Source organism: Candidatus Manganitrophus morganii, from assembly GCA_021651055.1.
Classification (GTDB): Bacteria; Nitrospirota; Nitrospiria; order SBBL01; family Manganitrophaceae; genus Manganitrophus; species Manganitrophus morganii.
On the sequence record JAJHOH010000001.1, the window covers coordinates 2802633 to 2825658 of the forward strand.

The 23026-nt window shown below is 58.1% G+C and carries 24 protein-coding genes; 15 read left to right on the top strand and 9 right to left on the bottom strand.

The window, feature by feature from the left end; all coding sequences use genetic code 11:
• The first annotated feature begins 6 nt into the window (after positions 1 to 6).
• Positions 7 to 1026 carry a hypothetical protein gene (locus MCM46_12960; GenBank protein ID MCG3112718.1) on the top strand — a complete coding sequence of 340 codons (1020 nt, stop codon included), beginning with the start codon at positions 7 to 9 and terminating at the stop codon, positions 1024 to 1026.
• Here MCM46_12960 and MCM46_12965 read toward each other — a convergent pair.
• Both MCM46_12965 and MCM46_12970 read right to left on the bottom strand, forming a co-directional pair.
• The gene (locus tag MCM46_12965) at positions 1023 to 2777 is read right to left on the bottom strand and encodes an ATP-binding protein (GenBank protein MCG3112719.1); all 1755 of its coding nucleotides are present in this window, start codon (positions 2775 to 2777) and stop codon (positions 1023 to 1025) included. The two genes, MCM46_12960 and MCM46_12965, sit on opposite strands and share 4 nt — an antisense overlap.
• 6 nt (positions 2778 to 2783) lie before the next feature.
• Positions 2784 to 3452 (bottom strand): PDC sensor domain-containing protein, encoded by a 669-nt coding sequence (locus MCM46_12970; protein ID MCG3112720.1) that lies wholly within the window; start codon positions 3450 to 3452, stop codon positions 2784 to 2786.
• A gap of 234 nt (positions 3453 to 3686) precedes the next feature.
• Here MCM46_12970 and MCM46_12975 point away from each other — a divergent pair, with 234 nt between their 5' ends.
• Positions 3687 to 4070 carry a DoxX family protein gene (locus MCM46_12975; GenBank protein MCG3112721.1) on the top strand — a complete coding sequence of 128 codons (384 nt, stop codon included), beginning with the start codon at positions 3687 to 3689 and terminating at the stop codon, positions 4068 to 4070.
• A 288-nt stretch (positions 4071 to 4358) separates the two neighbouring features.
• Here the strand turns inward: MCM46_12975 and MCM46_12980 are convergent, their stop codons facing one another.
• Positions 4359 to 4973, bottom strand: a complete 615-nt coding sequence (locus MCM46_12980) for a hypothetical protein (protein ID MCG3112722.1) — start codon at positions 4971 to 4973, stop codon at positions 4359 to 4361.
• Positions 4974 to 5323: 350 nt separating this feature from the next.
• Between MCM46_12980 and MCM46_12985 the strand changes: the two genes are divergently transcribed.
• The 3 genes from MCM46_12985 to MCM46_12995 all read left to right on the top strand — a co-directional run bounded on the left by MCM46_12985 (position 5324) and on the right by MCM46_12995 (position 8588).
• The gene (locus MCM46_12985; GenBank protein MCG3112723.1) at positions 5324 to 5830 is read left to right on the top strand and encodes a hypothetical protein; all 507 of its coding nucleotides are present in this window, start codon (positions 5324 to 5326) and stop codon (positions 5828 to 5830) included.
• A 461-nt stretch (positions 5831 to 6291) separates the two neighbouring features.
• On the top strand, positions 6292 to 8130 hold the full coding sequence (locus tag MCM46_12990) for an ATP-binding protein (protein MCG3112724.1): 1839 nt from the start codon (positions 6292 to 6294) through the stop codon (positions 8128 to 8130).
• Positions 8131 to 8132: 2 nt separating this feature from the next.
• Complete coding sequence (locus MCM46_12995; GenBank protein MCG3112725.1) at positions 8133 to 8588, top strand: response regulator; 456 nt, start codon at positions 8133 to 8135, stop codon at positions 8586 to 8588.
• A gap of 142 nt (positions 8589 to 8730) precedes the next feature.
• Here MCM46_12995 and MCM46_13000 read toward each other — a convergent pair whose 3' ends face one another.
• Entirely contained in the window at positions 8731 to 9690 is a 960-nt protein-coding gene (locus MCM46_13000; GenBank protein ID MCG3112726.1) for a carboxypeptidase-like regulatory domain-containing protein, read from the bottom strand.
• Positions 9691 to 9971: 281 nt separating this feature from the next.
• Between MCM46_13000 and MCM46_13005 the strand changes: the two genes are divergently transcribed.
• The 3 genes from MCM46_13005 to MCM46_13015 all read left to right on the top strand — a co-directional run bounded on the left by MCM46_13005 (position 9972) and on the right by MCM46_13015 (position 12085).
• Positions 9972 to 10430, top strand: coding sequence for a hypothetical protein (locus tag MCM46_13005; protein ID MCG3112727.1), 459 nt, complete (start codon positions 9972 to 9974; stop codon positions 10428 to 10430).
• Positions 10431 to 10443: 13 nt separating this feature from the next.
• On the top strand, positions 10444 to 10770 hold the full coding sequence (locus tag MCM46_13010) for a hypothetical protein (GenBank protein MCG3112728.1): 327 nt from the start codon (positions 10444 to 10446) through the stop codon (positions 10768 to 10770).
• Between the two features lie 241 nt (positions 10771 to 11011).
• Positions 11012 to 12085: a saccharopine dehydrogenase NADP-binding domain-containing protein gene (locus tag MCM46_13015; GenBank protein ID MCG3112729.1), complete on the top strand. Its 1074-nt coding sequence runs from the start codon at positions 11012 to 11014 to the stop codon at positions 12083 to 12085.
• A gap of 76 nt (positions 12086 to 12161) precedes the next feature.
• Here the strand turns inward: MCM46_13015 and MCM46_13020 are convergent, their stop codons facing one another.
• The 3 genes from MCM46_13020 to MCM46_13030 form a co-directional block, all read right to left on the bottom strand.
• Complete coding sequence (locus tag MCM46_13020) at positions 12162 to 12884, bottom strand: hypothetical protein (GenBank protein ID MCG3112730.1); 723 nt, start codon at positions 12882 to 12884, stop codon at positions 12162 to 12164.
• Positions 12885 to 12969: 85 nt separating this feature from the next.
• A complete protein-coding gene (locus tag MCM46_13025; protein MCG3112731.1) occupies positions 12970 to 13584 on the bottom strand; it encodes a 2'-5' RNA ligase family protein in 615 nt (204 codons plus the stop codon).
• A 5-nt stretch (positions 13585 to 13589) separates the two neighbouring features.
• Positions 13590 to 13922, bottom strand: coding sequence for a hypothetical protein (locus MCM46_13030; GenBank protein MCG3112732.1), 333 nt, complete (start codon positions 13920 to 13922; stop codon positions 13590 to 13592).
• Between the two features lie 201 nt (positions 13923 to 14123).
• On the opposite strand from MCM46_13030, the gene MCM46_13035 reads away from it, so the two are divergent.
• Both MCM46_13035 and MCM46_13040 read left to right on the top strand, forming a co-directional pair.
• Positions 14124 to 14663 carry a hypothetical protein gene (locus tag MCM46_13035; protein ID MCG3112733.1) on the top strand — a complete coding sequence of 180 codons (540 nt, stop codon included), beginning with the start codon at positions 14124 to 14126 and terminating at the stop codon, positions 14661 to 14663.
• A 60-nt stretch (positions 14664 to 14723) separates the two neighbouring features.
• Positions 14724 to 15266, top strand: coding sequence for a macro domain-containing protein (locus MCM46_13040; GenBank protein MCG3112734.1), 543 nt, complete (start codon positions 14724 to 14726; stop codon positions 15264 to 15266).
• 26 nt (positions 15267 to 15292) lie between these two features.
• On the opposite strand, the gene MCM46_13045 is transcribed toward MCM46_13040, so the two are convergent.
• Positions 15293 to 15559: a hypothetical protein gene (locus tag MCM46_13045; GenBank protein ID MCG3112735.1), complete on the bottom strand. Its 267-nt coding sequence runs from the start codon at positions 15557 to 15559 to the stop codon at positions 15293 to 15295.
• A 160-nt stretch (positions 15560 to 15719) separates the two neighbouring features.
• Between MCM46_13045 and MCM46_13050 the strand changes: the two genes are divergently transcribed.
• The gene (locus tag MCM46_13050) at positions 15720 to 16745 is read left to right on the top strand and encodes a DUF3187 family protein (protein ID MCG3112736.1); all 1026 of its coding nucleotides are present in this window, start codon (positions 15720 to 15722) and stop codon (positions 16743 to 16745) included.
• Positions 16746 to 16785: 40 nt separating this feature from the next.
• Here MCM46_13050 and MCM46_13055 read toward each other — a convergent pair whose 3' ends face one another.
• On the bottom strand, positions 16786 to 17862 hold the full coding sequence (locus tag MCM46_13055; protein MCG3112737.1) for a hypothetical protein: 1077 nt from the start codon (positions 17860 to 17862) through the stop codon (positions 16786 to 16788).
• 188 nt (positions 17863 to 18050) lie between these two features.
• Between MCM46_13055 and MCM46_13060 the strand changes: the two genes are divergently transcribed.
• The 4 genes from MCM46_13060 (at position 18051) to MCM46_13075 (ending at position 23025) form a co-directional block, all read left to right on the top strand.
• Positions 18051 to 18497: a VOC family protein gene (locus tag MCM46_13060; protein ID MCG3112738.1), complete on the top strand. Its 447-nt coding sequence runs from the start codon at positions 18051 to 18053 to the stop codon at positions 18495 to 18497.
• Positions 18498 to 18506: 9 nt separating this feature from the next.
• On the top strand, positions 18507 to 19466 hold the full coding sequence (locus MCM46_13065; GenBank protein MCG3112739.1) for an NADPH:quinone reductase: 960 nt from the start codon (positions 18507 to 18509) through the stop codon (positions 19464 to 19466).
• 17 nt (positions 19467 to 19483) lie between these two features.
• Positions 19484 to 19882 carry a hypothetical protein gene (locus tag MCM46_13070; GenBank protein MCG3112740.1) on the top strand — a complete coding sequence of 133 codons (399 nt, stop codon included), beginning with the start codon at positions 19484 to 19486 and terminating at the stop codon, positions 19880 to 19882.
• 347 nt (positions 19883 to 20229) lie between these two features.
• Complete coding sequence (locus MCM46_13075) at positions 20230 to 23025, top strand: IPT/TIG domain-containing protein (protein ID MCG3112741.1); 2796 nt, start codon at positions 20230 to 20232, stop codon at positions 23023 to 23025.
• Position 23026 lies beyond the last annotated feature (1 nt).

Consider the following 23026-nt stretch of genomic DNA (forward strand, 5'->3'; position numbering starts at 1 on the left):
TTCCCTATGACCGATTCTTCCTTACATCATCGCGCTCAATCGAACCTCCGCGACACCCTCACATTGGCCTTGGAGTGCGCCCCCGAGGCGCCGGCCCTTTTAGTCTTTGATGAACAATCCGGGTTGTCGCGCCTTTTAGCGGAAGCCTACCGGGCGGCGCTGCCGAACGCCGCCGTATTGAATTTCGATCAGGTCACCGCGAAAGAGATCTTATCCGCGGTCGATCTTCTCCCCGCGAAGGGGCTGGTGGTGCTGGTTCAGTCGACCAGCTTCCGGCTGAATGAATTTCGATTTCGGGTGGAGCTCTTCAATCGTGGGTTGAAGGTGGTCGAGCATCCCCACCTGGGACGGATCTCCGAAGCGGAGTTTGCCACCTACCTCGACTCATTGGCGTACGATCGGGCTTATTACCGGTCGGTCGGGCCGGCGCTGAAGGAGCGAATCGACCGGGCGGCGCGGATCGCCGTGATCTGCGAAGGGACCGAATTAATCTACGACTCCCCCTTCGAAGCGGCCAAGCTGAACATCGGCGATTACCGCGGGATGAAAAATGTCGGGGGACAGTTCCCGATCGGGGAGGTCTTCACCGAGCCGAAGGAGGTCCGCCGCGTGAACGGCGCCTTGAAGATCTTCGCCTTCGGCGACGCCGACTTTACCGTCCACGCTCCCGGCCGGCCCTTCACCGCCGCGATCGAAGGGGGGGTGCTGGTCGCCGCCCCCGACGCGCCGAAGGGGTTTCATGCCGTGTTGGATCAGATCCGGGCCGAGGAGCGGGAGGTCTGGGTGCGGGAGCTCGGCTTCGGCTTGAACCGCGCCCTGACGCGGGAGCGGCGGCTGACCGACATCGGCGCCTACGAGCGGATGCTCGGCATCCACCTCTCCCTCGGCGCAAAACACGCCCTCTACACCAAGCCCGGTTTTCCGAAGAGCGGAAAATTCCATGTCGATGTTTTTGCCGCCGTGGCGCGGGTGGAGATCGACGGAGAAAAGGTGTTCGAAGGGGAGAAATACACGATCATCGATTAGGAATGGGTCTTTTGTTTCGGAAGCCGCAAGAAGAACGTGGCCCCTTGGCCTTTTTGCGATTCCACCCAAACCTGGCCCCCGGCGAGATGGACGATTTTGGCCACGATGGAGAGGCCGATCCCGGTCCCCCCCGCCTCGCGCTCTTTGAGCTGCTGAAACGGATCGAAAATCTTTTTGTGATAGGCCGGGTCGATGCCGATGCCGTTGTCTTTCACGTAGAACTCCGCCCATCCTTCCAGTTCGCTTCCGCCGATTTCGATCTTCGGATGGGGCTGCTCCCCCATGAACTTTCCGGCGTTGACGATGAGGTTTTGAAAGACCTGGGTGATGTGGAACGACCCGAAGGTGAAGTGCGGGAGGGAGGGATGAACGACCACCTGCACTTTTTTTTCTTCGAGCCATTCTTGATATCGGTTGAGGATCGCGATCAGCGCCTCTCGAACGTCGACCGGCTCGTTTTTCTCGGGGGAGCCGATTCGGGTGAGGATCTGCATCCCCTCGATAAAGTCACCCAGATAGTCCGTGTTCGACAACACCCGTTGAATGTAATGCTTTCCTTTGTCGTCCAGCACGGCGGCATATTCTTCCAGGAGCAGCGAGGCGACCCCTTGCAGGGAGATCACCGGTCCTTTTAGATCGTGAGAGAGGGTGTAGACGAACGATTCCAATTCTTTCGTTCTCGCCCGGACCTGCCGCTCCAGACCGTCCCGGGCCTGTTGCACCTCCTCGGCCATCTTGCGCAGATCGGCTTCGACCCGCTTGCGCTCGGTGATTTCCTCGATTAACAGCGCGGTGCGTTCCCGGATCTTCTTTTCCAGATCGTCGTAGGCTTTCTGAACTTCGATGACCATCTTGTTGAACGTTTCGCCGAGCGAGCCGATTTCGTCTTTCGACGTGACCTCGACACGGGTATCGAGCTTCCCCCCCGCGATCTCCGCCGCCGCCGTTTTCAAATGGATGAGGGGATTAAAAATAGACCGGACAAAAAAGGTCCCGGCAGTCAACGCCAAACCGAAAATGAAGGTCGAATAAACGATCAGGGCGCTGACGGCGGTATCCCGGGATCGCCGGATATGGTCGTTCGCCGCGCCGACATGCGTGTAAATATCGGTGACCACGCGGTGAAGGGTGTCGTCGACCAGGTTCTTGTACCGTTTTGCCTTGATGATGTAGGTTTCCCGTCGCCGCTCTTCTTGCGCGATCTCCTCCTGATTCCCGGAGGGCTGAAGCCGGAGGATCTTTTCCTGGGAGGCGATGACCTTCTCGACATACTTCGCAAACCCGCCGAAATAAAGGGTCGCCTTGCCGGCGGCCTGCTGGATCTCGTAGGGGGCGGTGTTCACGACCAGGGTGTCTTGCAGCCCCATTTTTTCCCATCGGGCCGAGACGAGCCCTCCCGTCGATTTTTGAAACGCCTCCGTCTTGCTTCCCCAAATCATCGCCTTCGTAAACATGTCGAAGACCAGGACCGATTCCTTGAATCGGGTTTCGACCGCCTGAAGATGGCCGATCTCCTCATGGGTTCCGATCAACAGAACCCGATCGATGGTCCCGGCCCCGAGGGTCAAGGCATGGAGCGCTTCATCGGCGCTCCGGGAAAGGGGAATGCGCTCCGCGATCACTAGGTCGGCCTGCTCGGTCACTTGATGAATCCGGGTCACCCCGAAGACCACCAGAGAAAATCCGGCGACGGATAAAAAAGCGAAGATCGCCCCGAGTTTCGCTCTGATTCCCCTGATTCCATTGAACATGCCGGCTTAAAGCTCCTGGATAATGGCGCTGATGTTATAAATCGATTTGATCACGCCGATGGCCCGTTGGGTTTCCGGATCGATCACCGGCACATATAGGGCGATCGCCTCCGCCTGTGCGCTGTCGTCGTATTCGATATCTCCGTAGTAATGTTTTCCGCGGCCGCCGGCATACGCCTCGACCCACCAGTCCTCGTCGGCCTGGAAATAGTCGGAGGTCTTGTTGGTTTCCCCCACGATCAATCCGACGGCGTCGGCGATGAAAATCTCGGCGAATCCGTCGTGCGCTTTCTGAAACGCGATCAGGTGCCGGGCGCAGTCGTTGGCGATGAATGCGCCGATAAATTCATCGACCCCCTTCACCCTCCGCCATTTCTGATCGAGTTTTTCGATCTCGCGCGGGGTGAGGTGCTTGTTTTGATGATTCGACTCCCTGACGAGGCGGATGGTTTTCGGATCTTCCGCCAAGGTTTTGATCAGTTGGATTTTTTGTTGGAGAATTTCTTCGACCTCTTCGGAGAATGCATTTTCGCCCGCGGTTCCCTCTCCCGGCATCCCGGCGAAGAGCAAGATGACGAGGAAGCGGATCGCGCAGGCGCGGAAAGTCATCCGAATGGGTCCCCTCCAGCCGCGCCGTTTTAAACCGAACCCCGTTTTTGTATTCCGATCGATCATGAATAGATGCCGCCCATGGTTCGCCTTTGCTTTTCTTTTCATCGTGCGGAACGGGAGTAAAGGTAAGTATACCCGGCATTTTAAGTCCGTCAAAGAAGGGGCGCGCGGTCTTCCCGCAGGAAGAGAACCGACATGCGCAGGGAAAAGGGGGGCGGGCGGTTGACATTCCAGGTTCGGTATTCTAACGTTGACCCGATAGACGAAGCGCTTATCTTTACCCAGGAGGATCTGCCGATGTTTATGAAGTCTTTCGCTCCACAGACCTATGCCCTGATGCGGATGGTCACCGGTTTTCTCTTTATGTGGCACGGGACCCAGAAGCTCTTCGGGTTTCCGATTCCGCCGCAGGGAGAACCCGCCGCCCATGTGGTCTTTATCGCCGGTCCGATCGAGCTCCTCGGCGGACTCTTGGTGATGATCGGCCTCTTCACCCGGTGGGCGGCGTTTCTCTGCAGCGGGCTGATGGCGGCGGCCTACTGGATGGCGCACGGGACACAGGCGGTGTTTCCGATCTCCAATCGAGGTGTGCTGGCGGCCCTCTACTGTTTCGTCTTCCTCTACATCGCCGCCCGGGGACCGGGGATCTGGAGCGTCGACGCCGCCCTCGGCCGCGACTGAGATGGGCTGCTAAAGTCCATCCGCGTCGTGGTTCGCCTTGCTCACGGTGTGAGTAGAGGTACTTCGCACAATTGATTTAGAGCACACTCTCTCCCGCTCGGAAATCCTCACGTACGATACAGTACGCTGCGGTTTCCTCGCTCCCTGCGGCTAGCGACCTATCTCTCAGAAAAAATAAAACCCCGGATTCTTTCTCAAATGGTGTTTATCTGTTTCTACTTGGGAGTCGGTGAGCCCGCCCTCCGGAAAAAAGGAGGGCGGGTCTGAGACGACAGGACAGATGTCTTCCTACTGGATCCCCTTCGGGTGTTGGTAGACCATCAGGTGGGCGTAGGGGGTTCCGGCGAACATGATGTAGGTCCCCAATGGATTCACGTGAACCGGAAGGCCGGTCATCTTTGCATCGAACGGCCAGAAGATCATCCAGTGGGGGGGTTCTTGGACTTTCTTCGCCCCCGGCCCGTCCGCCATGACAATTGTCCCCTCTTTCTCGAAATGCCATCCCCCTTGCGCCATGTAGGAGACTCCGGGTGAGGTATTGGTCGGTCTCTCCTTTCCGCTGAGAAGATCGTTAAACCATTGCTCGGCGGCGGCGTCGTTGCAGATCGGGTCGGCCTCGGAGAGATTGCTGATATCGGGATAACAGACGAAGCCGTTGGTTCCCTTCTTGACCTCGATCAATTTACCGTCGGCGCCATAGACCTTCACCGTCGCGTCCTTTGCAATTTCCGCCGGCGCGGCGCTGAGCGCCACCTTGATCTGCTCTTCCTTCGATTTGGAACGGATTCCTCCTTTTGCCGTCATTCCCATTTCGCCCATCTTGTGGCCTTCTTCAGCCAGAGCAACGGCGCCGCCGAAGGAAATCAGCGCGGAAAGCATCCAGATCATCCATTTTCGTTTCATCTTTTTCTCCTCCTTTTCTTGTCCTGGTTTGATCGGGCATCCCCGGTTTGTGTCGGAGAGCCTTTCTATAACATGTTATGCGGCATCTGATGTGGTTCAGTATGATGTCGTTGCAAGCGGAGAAAACTTACAAAAAAAGCGATATTTTAATTCCTCATCCGTCATTCCTGATTTGTAATCAAAAAGTGCGTCTCCCTGAGAATCTCAAAGATTTGGTAGAATAGAAGGTAAGAACTCTATGTTTTTCAGTAAGCATCCATAGATCGAGGTCTTTCCGAGGGTCCGGACGCCAGGTCATCCTCCGTCGACACCGGATTTCTCAGGACAGCGACCTCGGGGGAGGTGAAACCGTGGAACAGGTGATGAGGCAAGGAGAAGTGGATGGGCCGTCGCGCTTTGCCGTTCTTTGGCTCTTGGTTTTTCCGTTTTTGTTCTTTTTTATCTTTTTCTTCACAAACCATCCGGAGTCGCACTACGACGAGATCCCGGTTCCCGAACGGAAGCTGAACCTGAAGGGGTTGGAGATGGTGACGACCCAATATCTCGACGAGCACCCGGAGGACTTTTACCGATTTATTCGCATTCTGACGAACGCGGATAATGCCCTTCAGGAAAACGAATCGCTCACCCGCGGCGCGGTGGTGAAGTGGCTGAACCAATCGATGCGGCAGGAGGGGTTCGATTCGGAGATGCCGGTCCGGCTCTTCCTGCGAAATGTTTACCTGAAAGAATGGGAGGGGGCGTATCTTCGCCGGATCGATCCGGGAGAGAGGGAATACCTCTACGATCTGATCGGCGCGACGATCGGCGGCATGTACCGCTGCACCTGTGTTCCCCCCGACCTGAAGCAGAGTTAAGCATAAAAGCATCGGTCGATTCGAAAATTGGGAATGGAAAGGTTTTGCTTCGTCTCCGTTCATTCTTAGATTGATTTTAGCCTTCCTCCATAAACATACCGAAATTGACAATTTCCCTATCCGCTTATATAGTTTTAATACTTTCAATAGTATGAGAATGCGGTGAGTGGAACAACTTCCCTCTGATCCGATGTTGTCGCCGACAGCCGGCCTATTGGATCGTGGCGAGAATCTAGGCCCTCATGTCCACTCTTTCCCTGCATTTTTAGATAGACCGGTTCATTCCTCCTTTTCTACTGCAGCCGACTGCGACGGGTAGCATCGCTTCCTTCGGTCCTTTTTTGTCAGCGGCTCGAAGGGAGAGCACTCAAGGACCGGAAACAAGCGGCGCTATAATGGGGTGACCCCTGATCACACCTTTTCGTTATCTCTCAATTCGTCAAAAATTGATTCGGATGAGCATGCTGGTGAGTTCGGCGGTTCTCCTGCTCGCAAGCGCCGGCTTCATCGCCCATGAATGGGTGACCTTTCGGAGCGTCATGGTCCGGAATCGTTCCACGCAGGCGGAGATCATCGCGATCAATACGGTTTCGGCCCTCCTGTTCAACGATCCGGAGTCGGCCGCTGAAACCGTCGGGGCGTTGCGGGTCAAGTCCGATATTCATTCGGCGGCGATCTATACGGCCGATGGCCGGCTCTTCGCAAAATATCTGAGGAGCGACGGGGCTTCGGTTTTTGAGATGCCGGAGCGAATCCCGGAGGGGATGGAAGGCCATCGATTCGAGTCGGGCTTTCTTTTTTTGTCGCGGCCGATTCTCTCCAACGGCGAGCGGATCGGCACCGTTTATCTCCAATCCGATCTCCAGGAAATGTATGTTCGTCTGAAGGGTTACGCCCTCATCGTGGGCGGGGTGCTCGCGGTGTCCCTGCTGACAGCCTATCGGGTCTCCGCCGCGCTTCAAGAAAATATTTCCCGCCCGCTTCTTGATCTGGCCCGGACCGCAAAGAACGTCTCCGAAGAGAAAGACTATTCCGTGCGGGCCGCCACCGGAAACCGGGACGAGATCGGCCTGCTGGTCGAGACGTTCAACGAGATGCTCTCTCAGATCCAAACGCGGGATGCCGCCCTGCAGAAGACGCAGGACGAACTGGAACAGAGGGTGAAAGAGCGGACGCTGTCATTGGAGCAGGAGGTGGGGGAGCGGAAGCGGGCGGAGGTTTTTCTCGACTCCATTGTTGAGAATATTCCCAACATGATTTTCGTCAAGGAAGCCAAAGAGCTCCGGTTCGTTCGATTCAACAAAGCGGGTGAAGTGTTGCTCGGCTACACCAGAGAAGATCTGCTCGGCAAAAATGACCATGATTTCTTTCCAAAAGAGCAGGCCGATTCATTCATCGCCAAAGACCGGCAGGTGCTCGGAGCGGGCTACCTCGTCGATATTCCGGAAGAGCCGGTTCATACCCGGCACCACGGCGCGCGGATTTTGCACACACAGAAAATCCCGCTCTATGATGGAGAGGGACAGCCGCTCTATCTGTTGGGCATTTCGGAAGACATCACCGAGCGCAAGCAGGCGGAAGAAGCCATGCGCAAGCTTAATACACAGCTGGAGACGGCAAATAAGGAGTTGGAGGCGTTTAGTTATTCGGTTTCACACGATCTGCGTGCCCCGCTGCGACACATTAATGGGTTCGTCGAAATGCTCAAAGAGCACACGGGGGCGCAGCTGGATGCGAAGGGGCAACGCTACCTGAACACGATTGTGAACTCATCGAAGAAGATGGGGAACCTCATCGACGATCTGCTGGTCTTCTCGCGGATGGCGAAGACAGAGATGCGGATCGGGAGGGTTTCCCTAGAATCTTTGATCCAGGAGGTGATTCGGGATCTGCAGCCGGAGATTCAGAACCGGGAGATCGCTTGGACGATCGGCACCCTGCCCGATTTAGAGGGGGATGCGGCGATGTTGAGGCAGGTGTGGGCGAATCTGATCGGCAACGCGGTGAAATATACCCGGACCCGCGCGCGGGCCGAGATCGAGGTCGGCAGCCGGCCGGAAGGGGAGGAGACCGTTTTTTTTGTTCGAGACAATGGGGTGGGGTTTGACCCGCAGTATGCCGGCAAGCTCTTCGGCGTTTTCCAGCGTCTGCACCGCGCCGAGGAGTTCGAAGGGACCGGCATCGGGTTGGCCAACGTCCGGCGGATCATTCACCGCCATGGCGGGAAGACCTGGGCGGAGGGGGAATTGGACCGCGGCGCGGCGTTTTACTTTTCGTTGCCAAATCGAAAGGAGGGGTGAGGATGGGGGATTTCAAGAGCATTCTGCTGGTGGAGGACAATGTGGAAGATGTGGAGCTGACGCTGGAGGCGCTCGCCGAGTACAATCTGGCAAACGACGTCATCATTGCCCGAGACGGCGCCGAGGCGTTGGACTACCTCTATTCCCGGGGGGCCTTTAAGATGCGCACGCCCGGGAATCCGGCGGTGATTCTGCTCGACATCAAGATGCCGAAGGTGAACGGGTTGGAGGTGTTGAGGACCATTAAAGCGGATGAAAAGCTGAAAACGATCCCGGTAGTGATGTTGACCTCCTCCCGCGAGGAGCCGGACTTGGCGGAGAGTTACACGCTGGGGGTCAACGCCTACGTCGTCAAACCGGTGAACTTTCAGGAATTCGTCAAAGCGGTCAAGCAGCTTGGTGTTTTCTGGGCGCTGCTCAACGAGCGGCCGCCGGGGAGCGTGAAAAGACAGAAATGAACGGCAGGGACGCGCAGACGGACGGGCCGTTCGTGCTTGGGTGGGTCCCCCTGCCGCGTGGCTGCGCGAGTCTCACTGGGGAAGAGGAACGGCAGTGAAGTGAACGGCCGTCTCCCGCCGGGCGCGGCGCGGGCGGTGTTCCTCAATCGGCGTGATGGTCGTGCTCGCGTTTGACGCAGAAAGGGCCCTCGCATCCGAGGAGGTCGACGCCTGGGTTTCTTCCGGGGGAGATGCGGAACTGCTTCTGTGTCTCATAGATCGGCCGGACCACTTCGCTCGCCTCGAATTCGAAATTCAGCTCGACATGCCCGTCGGGGGGGACGGTGATGATCTTCTCGATCGGCTTCAGGTGGGGATGCCAGGCCAGAATCTTGTACGTTCCGGGCGGGATCCGGTCGATCGCATAGCTGCCGCTCCGTGTCGTTTTGTCGAAATAGGGGTTGTCGACGATCCAGGCCCAGGTCTGCATATACTCATGCATGCCGCAAATGATCTGAGCGATGTTCTTTCCTTGGTCCAGATAGACCCATCCTCTCTGGACCTTGTCGGAGATCGGGATCGGGAAGCGGGTGATCCGACGGCCTGTTTCTTTCTGGTAAAACTGCGCGTCGTGAATCACCGGATCTTTGTTGAGGACGGAGAGCATGTATTTGTTCCGCATGACGCTGACGAGAGGATGGATGTGAACGAGGTTTCCTTCTTTGTCTACTTCAAACTGCTCATCCTCCGGCGTATTCGCCGGGTGGAACATGCAGTTCACCGCAAAAAGCCGATTCTCGTTGGAGCGAAATCCCTTCCCCCGGCTCACCTCCTGGATGGCAATCACCGCGTCCTGGAGCCCTCCGGTCGGATCGACGTTGAACTCCTTGAGGACGACATGTCCTTTCGCATCGGAAATCTTCTTACAGAACTCTCCGAAGGCGTATAGAACCATCGGAAAGACGCGCGGCTCCGGCACCGGTCCGTTCAAGACGACCCTTCCGGTGATCACCCCGCCGTTCTCCACCGGGGCGATCTCATACGCCGGCGCGGCCGCGCTCCAGGCGAGGCAAAAGAGAATTCCAAAAATCGATACAAGATAGGCTTTGATTCGTTTTGTCATGACGCTTCTCTCTTAAATTCTTTATTAAATATTGATCTCTTCCCGAGGCGCCTGTCAACTATCCCTGCGCCGCGCGGTTCTGATTTTATCACAGGAAACCATAGGGGAGATAGCGGTATTTTCAATTAGGAATTAAGAGTGACGAATTAGGAATGAAACATCCTTCGGTCTCCGCATTGATTTATTCGAGGAGAAATGGTTTAATCGCGGCGGAGAAGCCGGGATATTCCGATACTTGACGATCATCCGTCCGGGATGCCCTCCTGAGAAGAGAGGTCTCTGTGCTCGAAGGAACCGATCCCGCCCCAAAACGCCGATTTCTTTTAAAAGAGCCGACCGGTCTCTTTCTCCGGTTTCTTCTCCCGTTTTTCCTGATCGGCTGCGCCGCCTCTTTTCTTCATTATTACGATCCCACCACGTATACAAACCTCACCGACCTCAAGCCCAAAGTCGCCATGCTGTATGAAACCTTCGAGGAAGAGGCGATCGACCTGGAGGCCGTCCGGCAGATCCGGCTGGAGATGGGGCAGGCATACGAATATGAAAAGGGAAAGGGAGAGAAGAACCGGGAAACGGCGGGGCAGCTCGGACTGATCTTGGAAATGTTCTCCCGGCATGTCCAGGAGCGGAAAAATAAGGGGAAGTGGTCGGAGGCGCAGATTCAGAACAGGTGGGAAAACATGGAAGAGGCCTTCGATATCGCGATTTCAACGGAGCGTTTGAAGAACAAAAACGAGTGAGCGGAGCGCGACCATGCCGGAGTTGTGGGAAGGTTTTATCGACACGCTCAGAGACACCGCAAGTCATCTCGCTAAGGATGAGCTGAAGAGGCTGGTCGCGAACGCCAAGACCGACGCCAATGCGTTTATCCGAAAGCAGGGGGTGAAGATGGAGCGGTATCTCAATCAACTGGCGGCGGGGGAGATCAGCAAGGAAGAATTCGAAGGCAACATGGAGGACCTCCGGACGCTCACCGAGATGCAGTCGCTCAAAATGAAGGTCGCCGCAAAGGCGAGCGCCCAGCGCCTCTGCAAAGGAATCGAGGAGGTCGTTTTAAACGGGCTGATGACGCTGCTCTGAAGGGGCGTCCGCGATGCTTCCGGCGTGAAACCGATCTGCTCCAGATAATATAGATAGTATAGAACGCGCCATCTTCCCTCGACACACCCTTCCGAACTATAATCGAAGTAATCTTCAATCAAGTCATCTTGTCATGCCGAGCCGAAGGCGAGCATCTCGTTTTGGACAGGATCGCGCGCTCAGGATGACATTGAACAAAGGCCTGGGAAGGATCCGGTTCCGCTCGGCCAAGGAGGGTACCATGCCTGAGAAGCGGTGGATGATTTATGGGGCGTACGGTTATACGGGCGCGCTCATTACGGAAGAGGCGGTGCGGCGGGGGCACCGGCCTGTCGTCGCGGGGCGGTCGGCCGACCGGCTGATTCCGCTCGCGAAGCGGTTCGGGCTCGATCCCCTTGTCCTCGATCTCAAGGATGAGACCGCCTTGACGAAAGCGGTCGCCGAATGTGCGCTGGTCCTTCATGCGGCGGGGCCGTTTGCGGAGACGAGCGGCCCGATGGTCCGGGCCTGTTTGAGCGCCGGGACGCACTATGTCGATATCACCGGAGAGGTTTCGGTTTTCGAGGAGATCTTCGCGCGCGACCCGGAGGCGAAGCAAAAGGGGATCACGCTGCTGCCGGGGGCGGGGTTCGATGTGGTGCCGGGAGATTGTCTTGCGAAGTATGTCGCCGACAAGGTGCCGGGGGCGACGCGGCTCGATCTGGCGGCGACGGCGACGACGCGGGTGAGTCCGGGGACGGCGCGGACGATGATCAAGCAACTTCCCCGCGGGATGTCGATCCGCCGGGAAGGGCGGCTGGTGACCTCCGCCGCCGCGGAGGAAGCGCGGACGGTCCGTTTTCCCGGCGGCGCTCGGCAGGCGGTCGCGGCCACGCTCGGCGAGCTCGCCGCCGTCTATTGGACGACCGGCATTCCGAATATCACCGCGTATATGGCCTTTCCGTCGCCGATGATCGGCCTGATGCGCTGGACTGCGCCGATCTTGCAGCGACTGCTCGCTTCCGATTCGATCCGGCGCGCGGCGGAGCGGGGAGCGCGTGCGGCGGTCCGCGGGCCGAATGCGGCGCAGCGGGAGAAGGGCCGGGCCGCCCTCTGGGCGCGGGCGTCGGACGAGAAAGGAAACGCCGCCGAGGGATGGCTTGAGACGGCGGAGCCCTATCTTTTTACGGCGATGGCGGCGGTCCGCTGCGCGGAGGAGGTTTTGAAGAAACTTCCGACGGAAGGCTGCTCGGGCGCCTGCACCCCGGCGGGGGCGTTCGGCGCCGACTTCGTTCTGAAGATCCCGGGAACGAAACGATTGGATCGAATCTCTTAAAGGCAATTACGAATTAGGAATTACGAATTAGGAATCAAGAGCTTGCGAGGACTCTAAAGATTTTCTTATTCGTCATTTAATTTGTTTTTCCCTCCAGTTTGTTCACGAACTTCTGGAAGTCGCGCTGCTCCTCCTGAGAAGGCTTGATTCCAAAAGCGAGGGAATCGATCTTGTCTTTCACCTCGACCAGGTTCGGATTGAGCCGGAGCGCCTCTTTGTATTTCTTTTTGGCTTCTTCCAACGTCCCCAGCTCTTCGAATCGCGCGGCCTCCAGCAGAAGACGGCCGATCTCTCTTTCCTGAGGCCATCCCGCGGCAATCCGCCATCCCCCCTCCTCCCTCACCACGCCGAGCCCTTTTCTCACGGTGATCATCGGAACGGGACGGTCGTGATATTGCTTCTTCAAAAACTGATCGAATTCGGCGGGGCTCATCGCCGAACCGGCCGAGGAGAGGGCGGCGAGGAGAAGATCTTCCGTGATCCGATCGGCGTCCGGCTGGTGGACCCGCACGACCGCCCGGCCTCGGTCGCCGTCGATTTCCAGGGTCTCGATGGAGAAGGTCGCTCTTTTCATCAGCGGCTCGATCCCCATGCTCTCATCCATCGACATATGATGGACAAACGCGTCGAAGTTCCGGAACGCGCGATCGGCCGAGGAGAGCTCTCCGTAAGCGGCCCGGAGATCTTGCTGGTAGGTGGCCGACAAATAGCGGGTCAATACCGCAGCCGGATCGGAGCGATCCGGACGGCAGGCCGCAAAGAGGAGAGCCAAGAGAAATAGGAAAAGTTTAGAGCGCACGCGATCCTCTGCCGGGAAGGTGTGTGGAATCCATCCGTAAGTATAGCAGGCCAAGGAAATTCGGGCGGGGCGCGCGGCCGTCGAATTAGCCGAGAAGGGTTGTCTCAAAGAGGATTTCGCGGCAGGTGCAGTAATTTCCGAGATGGCAAAGCGCCAGCCGGGGGGCGGCGCCGCGCGGCGGGAAAGCGGTGCCCGGCGCCAACGCGCCGATGCCGAGGGTGATGTGCGGGGAGAAGCGCTCTAAGGCCGCCGCTTCCGGATAGCGGTTTACCCAATCGACGCTGGCCGGCGCGACATCGGGAAAGTCGATGAAGTCCTCCGCCGTCGCATCGTGCGCAAAAAGGGGGCTCAACCGATTGAAGACTGTTTCGTGAAGCGACTGCAGTACGGCGGTCGGATCGACCTTCCAGGCGGCGACCGTCTCGCCGGTGGCGATGGGGCCGGCGTCGATTCCGGTGAAGATCAGCGGGATCGGCGGAAAGTACGACGCGATCTCTTCCAGAAAATTGGCGGCGGCCGGGAGATCCTCCTCCTTCAACGCTCCCATCGCCAGGGAGAGATGCGGGAGAGAGTGATTCCGATCCAGGACGATTTTCTTCTCGAAGCGCAGGAGCAGCTCCTGATTCATCTGAAGGGCGGCGTCCATGATCTCTTCGGAAGGAAGAAGGACGATATCGACAGCGAGTTTATTCAAGACCATCCCTTCTATCCTTTTTGGATTTCCTCTTCAAATCTTTTATAAAGATCGACATCGCCGCTTTTCCCGATCTGCTTCTCCTCATACGGTACCCCGACGCGGCGATAGAACTCCTGCGCGACATTTTGAAAAGTGCCGGTAACGAGGGCGATCAGCCAGTAGCGCATCTTCCCGAACTGAAGGTGAACCACCTGAAGCGCGAGCCGGGTACAGGTGTAATTGAGCAGGCCGGCAAAGGCGGCGTCGTTTCCTTCCGCCTTCGCCTCCGCGACGATCCGCTCGGCGAGCGCGTCAATCAAGGGATCGAATTGGATTCGTGCTTTCGGCGCAATGTAGGGCATCGTGAACCTCCTTGTGGGTGTTCGCCGGATCGAAGGGCCGACGGTCTCGGATCATCTTAAAGGGGAGGCCCCTCCAAAGCAACAGGAAGGCGTCTCGGACAGGCCGGGCGGGTCTGAGACCTAGGTCATTTTTTGTTGAATCACCCCAGGCCAAAGAGTATCCTAAAAGCGTTCCATCCACCCAACCAAAGGAGGTGTGCCATGAAGTTTCTTCAACGTTTTGGCCCCGAAACCGGTTTTGGGTTTGCTCTGTTTTTCCTGTTGGGCGCGCTCGCGCTCATCGCCCTCCATGGCCTCTTCGAGCGGGCAACCGGAAAGCGGATTCCACGGATCTTCCAGGCGGGCCTCACCTGGGCCGCCGCTTATGTTTTCTTCCGATGGATTCTCTTCCCGCCGATTCCCTCCTCACTCCTTTATATCTACATGGCCGTCGTCACCGTTGCCGTGATCCTCTTGATGATTGAGAGCCCTCTTTCCACAGAGGAGTGCAAGCAGAGGGGGGTTGCCACCATCCTCGGTGAGACGCCGGCCTATCGGATCGCTCAGGCCGTCACATTCGTCCTGATTGCTTTCTCCGCTTTCCTGTTAAGCCGCTATCTCGTTACCCCGCCGCCGATCGGGGAGCCGATCGAACTGAGAGTGTATCATTCCGCGCCACCGGCTTCGATCGAAGTTCATGGAAAGATCTACGATCTGCAGACGGCGAAGAATCCGTTCCGGGAAGAGGAAATTCCGCTCTAATAGAAACCGATCGACCTACGTAGAGACGTCCCGACGGGACGTCTCTACGACGGAGAAGAAATGGCGGAGAAAACAATTTCCGGCGTGACGGTCGAGTGCGTCAAGGGGAACATCGCGGCGCAGCCGGAGATGACGGCGATTGTCAACGCCGCCAATGCGGAATTGCGGATCGGCGGCGGTGTGGCGGGGGCGATTCACCGGGCGGCAGGGCCTGGACTAGAAGAGGAGGGGCGTCCACTGGCGCCAATTCGTCCCGGCGAGGCGGTGATCACCGGCGGGCATCACCTCCCGAATCGATATGTAATTCACTGTCTTGGCCCGGTTTACGGAAGGGACAGGCCGGAGGCGGATCTCTTGGCGCGCTGTTACGCGAATGCGCTCGACCTGGCTGAGAGGAACGCCATCGGCTCGATCGCCTTTCCCGCCATCTCCACCGGGGTTTTCGGCTATCCGATCGAGTCGGCGGCGGAGGTCGCCTTCCGAACGATCAAAGAGCAGCTTCCGAGCCTCCGAACGGTCAAACGAATCCGATTCGTTCTCTTTGCCGACAAAGATCTGGAGATTCACGAAAAGGCGCTCGATCGAATCTTCGGCGAATTGTAAGGGCGGGTTTGAAACCCGCCCCTACATCACGATCGGTGTCGGGTCATCAGGGGCCCCATCGAATCACGCTCGGCCCCTCCGGGGACGGCGCCGGATCTTCCGCGGGGGCGGTCTCTCCTCCCGCGGTTCTCCCTCCCATCGAATCCAGCGGTCGATCGTCCGTTCTTTCGCTCAACGCCGCTCGCCTGTTCGATGACGCCGATCTCCGGCGCGATCCCCGCCAGGTAGAGCCGGTCTTCTGTTGGATCGACCGTGATCGAGAAGGGGAAGGCGCCGGCCGTCTTGACCATCATAAATGCGCGGTCCCTTCCAAATCAACAGGAACGCGTCCCTTCCCGCTCCCATGTGAAGCGGATACGGAATAGCTCTTGAATTTGGAGCGCCGCTCGATTACGCTAAAACCACCTTGGGATCTAGGCCGGTGAGATTGATCGAAGAGAGAGGATCGATTTAGTGAGGCAGGGGTGTGGAAGTCGGAGGGGCCGCTTCGCGCTCGGATGCATTCTTTCCCTGTTGCTCTTTTCCCACAAGCTTGTTCAGGCCGAATCGGCCCATCCCTGTTCGGAGAATGTCGGGTTTGGGCCCTTGGGCATTCGGGGACAGTCCTATTTTCAAATGCTCCATTTGACGCCGACCCCGTCGGCCCCTTCCACGCTTCGGAAAGGTGAATGGGAGGGGCAAGCCCTCTTGACCTGGGTGAACGGTTGGGCGGTTTCAAAAGGCCACTATATGATCGACACCGAAACCCTCCAGTGGACCGGCAAGCTCAGCTACGCTCTCAACGACCGGATTCAGTTCGGTCTCGAGCTCCCCGTTCTTTGGCGGGGCGGCGGCTATTTGGACCGTTCCATCGAGGGGTTTCACCATGCTTTTAATTTGGGAAACGGCCGGCGGGATCGATTCCCGCGAAATCGGACCCGCTTCGAATTTCACCGCAAGGACGGATCGACCTTCGTTCTGGAAGATTCGGGGATCGGTCTCCAGGATGCGGTCTTCTCCTCCCAAGTTTCCCTGACCTGCGGCGGAGCGAAGGTCCCGGCCGCCGGCGTGAGTCTGTCGGTTTCTTTGCCGACCGATCGTGAGGAGAAGTTGTATGGAACGGACGGGATCGACGTGAGCGGGACCCTGCTTTTCGCAAAACGGATCAGTCGGGTTTATCTTTATCTCAATTTCAGTTATGTCCGTCTGGGGAGCGGCGATTTCGTCGGCATCCCTTTGCATCGGGATAAATGGGTCGGGTTTGCCGCCGTGGAATATCGCCTGAAGGAGGGGACCTCTCTGATCCTGCAAAATACGCTCAGCTCGGGGGTGGCCGAGGATTTCTTCGAATTCTCGGATTATACCGATGAGATGGCCTTCGGCTTCAAGACGGCGTTTTCAAATCGTCTTGTCTGGGAGGCGGGGGTGATTGAAAATCTGTTCAACATCCGAAACGGTCCCGACTTCGGTATCCATACCGGACTGAGTTATCGGTTTTAGTGAGTACCTCCGAGGCAAAATAAATGGTCGGAGCGGGTCATCAGCGGTTCCATCGAATCACGCTCGGCCCCTCCGGGGCGGGGGGCGGTTCGTGCGGGAGTGGCGGTTTCTCCTCCCCCGGTTCCCCCTCCCACCGAATCCAGCGGTCGATCGTCCGTTCTTTCCGCCCGCTGCCGCTCGCCTGTTCGATGACGCCGATCTCCGGCGCGATCCCCGCCAGGTAGAGCCGGTCTTCTGTTGGATCGACCGTGATCGAGAAGGGGAAGGCGCCGGCCGCTCCCTGGATCTTCACCTGTTCCAGCCGTTTTCCGTCGTAGACGAAATAGGATCGGAGCATCGGCGCGGCGATGAAGAGGCGCTTCGTCCGGGGATCGAACGCGAGGCCGCGCGCCAGCGTTCCCTTCGGTAGCGGGAGGCGATCGGGGGGGGCGGCAAGATCGGAAAGATGGAAAACCAGAACCCCGTCGAAGTTCGACACGTAGAGCCGCCCGCGGTCGGGATCGGCGGCGATGGCGAAGGGGCCGTTGAGCCCGCTCTCCTCCGGACCGATCGTCTGGTCCGGCCGGCGCTCCCCATCGACCTCCGCCGCTTTTTCGAAGACGAGGAGCGCGCCGGGGTGGGCGTCGGCGACGAAGAGACGGCTGCGGTCGGCGTAGACGCCGGTGGGGAAGTTGAACCGCTTGAGGATGCGGCTGGCGCGGGTTGCAGTGCGGGGATCGAACCGATCGAAGATCAGAAGCGCCCGGTCGGCGGCATTGGCGACGAAGAGGGTTTTGGAGTGGGGGTCATACGAGAGCCCCGAGATCATCCCGGTGAGCTCGAGGGAGGCGCCGGGACGCGCCCCCTTCTCACCGGGTTGGGGAAAAACAAGCAGCTTGGTTCCCCCTCGTTCTTCACCGGGGATCGCCGCAAAGAGGCGGTCTTGCGCCGGATCGAACGCCAGCAGCAGCGGCTGAAAAGAGGGGGGCTGGGCGCGGGCGAAGGCGCCTGAGAGCGCAACGGCCGCCAGAAGGAGAAGCGCCGCCCAACGTCCCGTCGGGTGTAAGATCATCCGTCTTAGTTTGCTCATCGTCTCTTTGCGTTCAATTCTTTGAGAGGAAACGCTCCTCTTCTCCATACCATTCTCCTTTCAGAGAAAGCAAATCAATTCTTCGGCGGGCGACCTGTCGTATCACCGGTGACCGGGTTGATGTGATGTTGCCGACCTGTTTTTTTCGCGCTTGAACAGGATCGTCCGCTGGGTTACTGTTAGAGAATATGGTTTTGGATCGATGAGATGAATCCTGACACTGAAAGGAGAGCTTCATGGAGGTGAAAGAGCTGGGACATGTTGTCCTCTATGTTCGCGATCTGGAACGATCGCGCCGCTTCTACCGGGACGTTCTCGGCTGGAAGGAGATCGGGCCGCTTGGTGATTGGGCCGCCGCCTTCTCTTCCGGACGGACCCATCACGAGCTCTTGCTGATCGAGGTCGGTACGGAGGCGGCGCCGATCCCGGACGGCCCGCGGGTGGGACTCTATCACTTCGGCCTCAAGGTCGGGAAGAGCGACGACGAGCTGCGGAAAGCGGTCGAGGAGATTCGCGCGGCCGGGGTTCCGATCATCGGGATGTCCGATCACACCGTCACCCACAGCGTCTACATCGCCGACCCGGACGGGAACGAAATCGAGCTCTACATCGACGTTCAGCCGGAGGTCTGGCGGAACGATCCGAAGGCGTTCATCGCCCCGATCCGCCCGCTCCGCTTATAAGAGGCGAGCATGAAGGCGATTCGCATACATCAATTCGGCGGGCCGGAGGTCCTGAAGCTGGAGGAGGTTCCCGACCTGCAACCCGGTCGGGGAGCGCTCCTCGTCCGGATCAAGGCGATCGGTGTGAATCCGGTCGACACCTACCGCCGCGCCGGATCGAACCCCGATCTGACATTGCCCTACACCCCCGGCTCGGATGCCGCCGGGGTCGTCGAAGCGGCCGGGGAGGGGGTCCGCCGGTTCAACGCGGGAGATCGGGTCTACACCGCCGGGACCCTCACCGGCGCCTACGCCGAGGCGGCGCTCTGTGAGGAGACGCAGCTTTATCCCCTTCCGGAGCAGATCTCCTTCGAACAGGGAGCGGCGATCGGCGTCCCCTACGCCACCGCCTATCGCGCCCTCTTCCAGAAAGCGCAGGCCGTTCCGGGGGAGACGGTGCTGATCCACGGCGCGACCGGCGGGGTAGGGCTGGCCGCCGTCCAGTTGGCCCGCGCGGCGGGCATGATTGTGATCGGGACCGGCGGAACCCCCAAAGGCCGGGAACGGGCGTCGGAGCAAGGGGCGCATCATGTCCTCGATCATCACGCGCCGGGTTATCTCGATCAAGTCCGCCCGCTGACCGAAGGACGCGGGGCCGATCTGATCCTGGAAATGCTGGCCAATGTGAATCTTGGGAAAGATCTCAGGGCCGTCGCCGAAGGGGGGCGCGTGGTGGTGATCGGCAGCCGGGGACCGGTGGAGATCAACCCGCGCGATGCGATGAATGAGGAGGCGACGATTCTCGGGATGCTTCTCTTCAACGCGACGGCAAAAGAAATGGCGAGCATCCATGCGGCGCTCGGGGCGGGGCTTGCGAACGGAACGCTTCGCCCGGTGATCGGCCGGAGATTCCCCCTGGCGGAAGCGGCGCAGGCTCATCAGTCGGTGATGGCGCCGGGAACGTATGGTAAGATTATTTTGATCCCTTAAGAAAGGAGAGGAACGGAATGCCGGATGGAGAGAAGAACCGCCCCTTCGGGGAGGTCGATCGTCATAAGCTCATCGAGGTGAACGACGCGCTGCGCGGGCTTCATAAAGTGCTCATCGGCACCGTCCGGAGCGAATACGAGCGGGAGCATGGCCCGATCGCCGGCTCCGGCGCCCTTCTCCGTTTACTGATGGAAGATCCATTTTTCTCATGGCTCCGTCCGATGTCGAAAGCGATGGTCGAAATGGACGAGCTTCTCGAAGAGGCAATGCCGCTGGAGCCGATCCGGATCGCCGGCCTTCGCGAGCGGATCGAGGGGATGATCGCCTCGCCCCGCTACCTGAGCCTCCTTCAATCGAGCCCCGAAGTGGTGATGGGCCACACCGCGCTCCGCAAAGCGCTGGGGGAACTGAGATAAGTAGGGGCGCAATTCATTGCGCCCTTTGGGTGGGCATGATGAATCATGCCCCTGCATAAACCACGCAACAAATATTCTGCGTTTGTGTTAGATCCGTCGTTTGCTTATCAATGCTTCTGATACAATAAAGACATAACCTGCCCGCCTCATATTCCATCCTAGAATATTTCTTCTTGACACATCCCGAAATAATGTGGTAAAGATCCCCAGAAAATTATTACGTAAGTGACTGAGCGCTCGTAAAATTCAGTGCGGTAGATTTTTTAATGTAGTAACTTACGCTGAACTCCCGGCCAAGGACGGCTGTTGTTTTCTCACAGTTCCTTTTGTCTGTTTAGAGGGTACCGTTGAAACGGATCACCGGCCGAGAGAGCAGCGGCGCTTGTAGCCTTCCCAATTCCTCCCTTCATTTAATCAAGAAATTTTCTTGTTTTATCATTCTCGCGTCGCTTGTCTTTTTAGGTTTTGCCTTATTCTCACCCGATGCTCTCCAGGCGGCCGACACAGGTCTCCGAAGTCCGACGTCTAACCTGGCAGATACAGGTGGGGATGGCAACGGTTATCAGGGTAATTCGGCCAACGCCCACACCGATGATACTTTAAACGCAGTAGACACCGACAGCGGATCAAGCACAGGCACCTCCTGCACGGGGATGGATAAAGACAAACACCGGTTCTATGACTACGGCTTCAGCATCCCTGGTGGATCAACCGTCAACGGCATTGAAGTTCGGCTCGATGCGCGGGCCGATAGCACCTCTGGATCTCCGAGGATCTGTGTACAACTCTCCTGGAATGGTGGGACGACTTGGACCACGGCGAAGACCAGTCCGAATCTGACGACCACACTCGCCACTTACACCCTGGGGAATGCCACCGACACCTGGGGTCGGACCTGGAATGTAAATGACTTCGGCAATGCGAACTTCCGAGTACGCCTGATCAATATCGCCAGCAATACCTCGCGCGACTTCACCCTCGATTGGGTGGCCGTACGGGTTCACTATGTGGTACCGGCCCCTCCGACGATTACTTCAACACCGGTGACGACCGGGAATGTCGGTCAGGCCTATTCCTATCAGGCGACCGCGACGGGGACCACACCGATTACCTGGTCGTTGGTGAGTCCTCCTTCCGGGATGACGATCGGCTCGACGACGGGGTTGGTTACCTGGACCCCTGGTAATGCAGGCAGCTTCCCTGTTACGGTCCGGGCAACAAACTCACTCGGCTCGGTGGATCAGTCTTACACCATTGTTGTGAGCACCCCGGCTGACACGGGTCTTCGAAGTCCGAATGCGAATGCGGCAGACACAGGTGGAGACGGCAATGGCTACCAGACCACGCCGACCAATGCCCACGCCGATGATACTGCAAACGCGGTGGATACCGACAGCGGGACAAACACCGGTACCTCCTGCACCGACGCCGGTAAAGACAAACACCGGTTCTACAACTACGGCTTTGCGATTCCGAACGGGGCTGTGGTCAATGGGATCGAGGTTCGGCTCGATGCAAGGGCCGACAGCACCTCCGGCTCCCCGAGGATCTGCGTGCAGCTCTCCTGGGATAATGGGAACACCTGGACCACGGCGAAGACCAGTTCGAACTTAACGACCACACTCGCCACCTACACCTTGGGGAATGCCACCGACACCTGGGGTCGGACCTGGAATGCGAATGACTTCACCAACCCCAACTTTCGAGTACGCCTGATCAATATCGCCAGCAATACCTCGCGCGACTTCACCCTCGATTGGGTGGCGGTGCGGGTTCATTATGCGATCCCCCCACCCCCCCAAATCAGCAGTCTCTCGCCAGATATCGGTCCCGAGGGCACCAACGTAACAATCGCCGGATCGAGTTTTGGGACGAGCGCAGGCACCGTGACTTTTAACGGCATGGCGGCAACCGTGAGCGGCTGGAATAACACAACAATCACGGTGCAAGTCCCAGCCAGTGCTACAACAGGCCCGGTCGTCGTTACAACGACGGGAGGGGTTGCCAGCAATGGCGTGACTTTTACTGTGACCCCGAAGATCAACAGCCTTTCGCCCGCCTCCGGAGTGATCGGCACATCCATCACAATCAACGGAACAAATTTTGGGGCGACTCAGGGAACCAGTATAGTGACCTTTAACGGTCTTGCCGCAACCCCAAGCAGTTGGTCTGATACCAGTATCGGTGCTTCCGTCCCGGTGGGAGCAAGCACTGGGGCTGTGATCGTTGCGGTTGAAGGGAATCCCAGTAGCGGGGTCAACTTTACCGTCTTACCTAAGATCGATACACTCGCCCCCACTTCTGGGCCGGTGGGAACATCGGTCACTCTCACCGGATCTGGTTTTGGCGCAACCCAGGGATCCAGCATTGTCAGATTTAATGGTGTGATCGCTTCGGTCAGCAGTTGGTCGGCGGAAAGTATTGTCACGTCTGTCCCCCCCGGTGCTGGCACGGGACCGGTTGTGGTGACGGTGGGAGGAAATGCCAGCACTGGAATGACCTTTACAGTTACGGTGACTCCTCAGATTAATAATCTCTCTCCGACATTGGGTCGAGCAGGTACCTTGGTCACAATCGGTGGAACCAGTTTTGGGGCAACCCAAGGGACCAGTACCGTCACCTTCAATGGAACAGCAGCAACGCCAAGCAGTTGGAGCGAGACGAGCCTTGTGGTTCCTGTTCCGGAAGGGGCAACGACAGGCCCTGTCCTTGTGACTGTCGGCGGCCTTTCCAGCAATGGGGTGGTCTTTATAACAAGTATCAGACAGACATACATCTATGATGATGCGGGCAGACTGGCGGGGGTCATCGATCCGGTAGGGGAAACGGCCATCTATTCTTATGACGCAGCCGGAAACCTTCTGGGCATCTCGCGTCAGAGTTCTTCGACGGTTTCCATCATTGCAATCAATCCGAAGAAAGGGCCCGTGGGTGCTTCCGTTACGATCTCAGGAACCGCGTTCTCAACGGTTTCGAGTGAGAACATCGTAACCTTCAATGGCACTGCGGCCACGGTTCTCTCTTCCTCTGCAACGGAAATCGTGACGACCGTGCCTTCAGGGGCGACCTCAGGACCCATTGCAGTGACAAATGGAAACGGAAATGCGACAAGCAGTACTTCCTTTACGGTGACGACACCATGAA

Coding starts and splice junctions, on each gene's coding strand:
- MCM46_13060 (MCG3112738.1), top strand. CDS start 18,051: ATGGAGGTGAAAGAGCTGGGACATGTTGTCCTCTATGTTCGCGATCTG.
- MCM46_13045 (MCG3112735.1), bottom strand. CDS start 15,559: ATGATGGTCAAGACGGCCGGCGCCTTCCCCTTCTCGATCACGGTCGAT.
- MCM46_12995 (MCG3112725.1), top strand. CDS start 8,133: ATGGGGGATTTCAAGAGCATTCTGCTGGTGGAGGACAATGTGGAAGAT.
- MCM46_13040 (MCG3112734.1), top strand. CDS start 14,724: ATGGCGGAGAAAACAATTTCCGGCGTGACGGTCGAGTGCGTCAAGGGG.
- MCM46_13055 (MCG3112737.1), bottom strand. CDS start 17,862: ATGGAGAAGAGGAGCGTTTCCTCTCAAAGAATTGAACGCAAAGAGACG.
- MCM46_13070 (MCG3112740.1), top strand. CDS start 19,484: ATGCCGGATGGAGAGAAGAACCGCCCCTTCGGGGAGGTCGATCGTCAT.
- MCM46_12990 (MCG3112724.1), top strand. CDS start 6,292: ATGCTGGTGAGTTCGGCGGTTCTCCTGCTCGCAAGCGCCGGCTTCATC.
- MCM46_12975 (MCG3112721.1), top strand. CDS start 3,687: ATGTTTATGAAGTCTTTCGCTCCACAGACCTATGCCCTGATGCGGATG.
- MCM46_13015 (MCG3112729.1), top strand. CDS start 11,012: ATGCCTGAGAAGCGGTGGATGATTTATGGGGCGTACGGTTATACGGGC.
- MCM46_13030 (MCG3112732.1), bottom strand. CDS start 13,922: ATGCCCTACATTGCGCCGAAAGCACGAATCCAATTCGATCCCTTGATT.
- MCM46_12970 (MCG3112720.1), bottom strand. CDS start 3,452: ATGATCGATCGGAATACAAAAACGGGGTTCGGTTTAAAACGGCGCGGC.
- MCM46_13000 (MCG3112726.1), bottom strand. CDS start 9,690: ATGACAAAACGAATCAAAGCCTATCTTGTATCGATTTTTGGAATTCTC.
- MCM46_13025 (MCG3112731.1), bottom strand. CDS start 13,584: ATGGTCTTGAATAAACTCGCTGTCGATATCGTCCTTCTTCCTTCCGAA.
- MCM46_12980 (MCG3112722.1), bottom strand. CDS start 4,973: ATGAAACGAAAATGGATGATCTGGATGCTTTCCGCGCTGATTTCCTTC.
- MCM46_13065 (MCG3112739.1), top strand. CDS start 18,507: ATGAAGGCGATTCGCATACATCAATTCGGCGGGCCGGAGGTCCTGAAG.
- MCM46_13010 (MCG3112728.1), top strand. CDS start 10,444: ATGCCGGAGTTGTGGGAAGGTTTTATCGACACGCTCAGAGACACCGCA.
- MCM46_12960 (MCG3112718.1), top strand. CDS start 7: ATGACCGATTCTTCCTTACATCATCGCGCTCAATCGAACCTCCGCGAC.
- MCM46_13035 (MCG3112733.1), top strand. CDS start 14,124: ATGAAGTTTCTTCAACGTTTTGGCCCCGAAACCGGTTTTGGGTTTGCT.
- MCM46_12965 (MCG3112719.1), bottom strand. CDS start 2,777: ATGTTCAATGGAATCAGGGGAATCAGAGCGAAACTCGGGGCGATCTTC.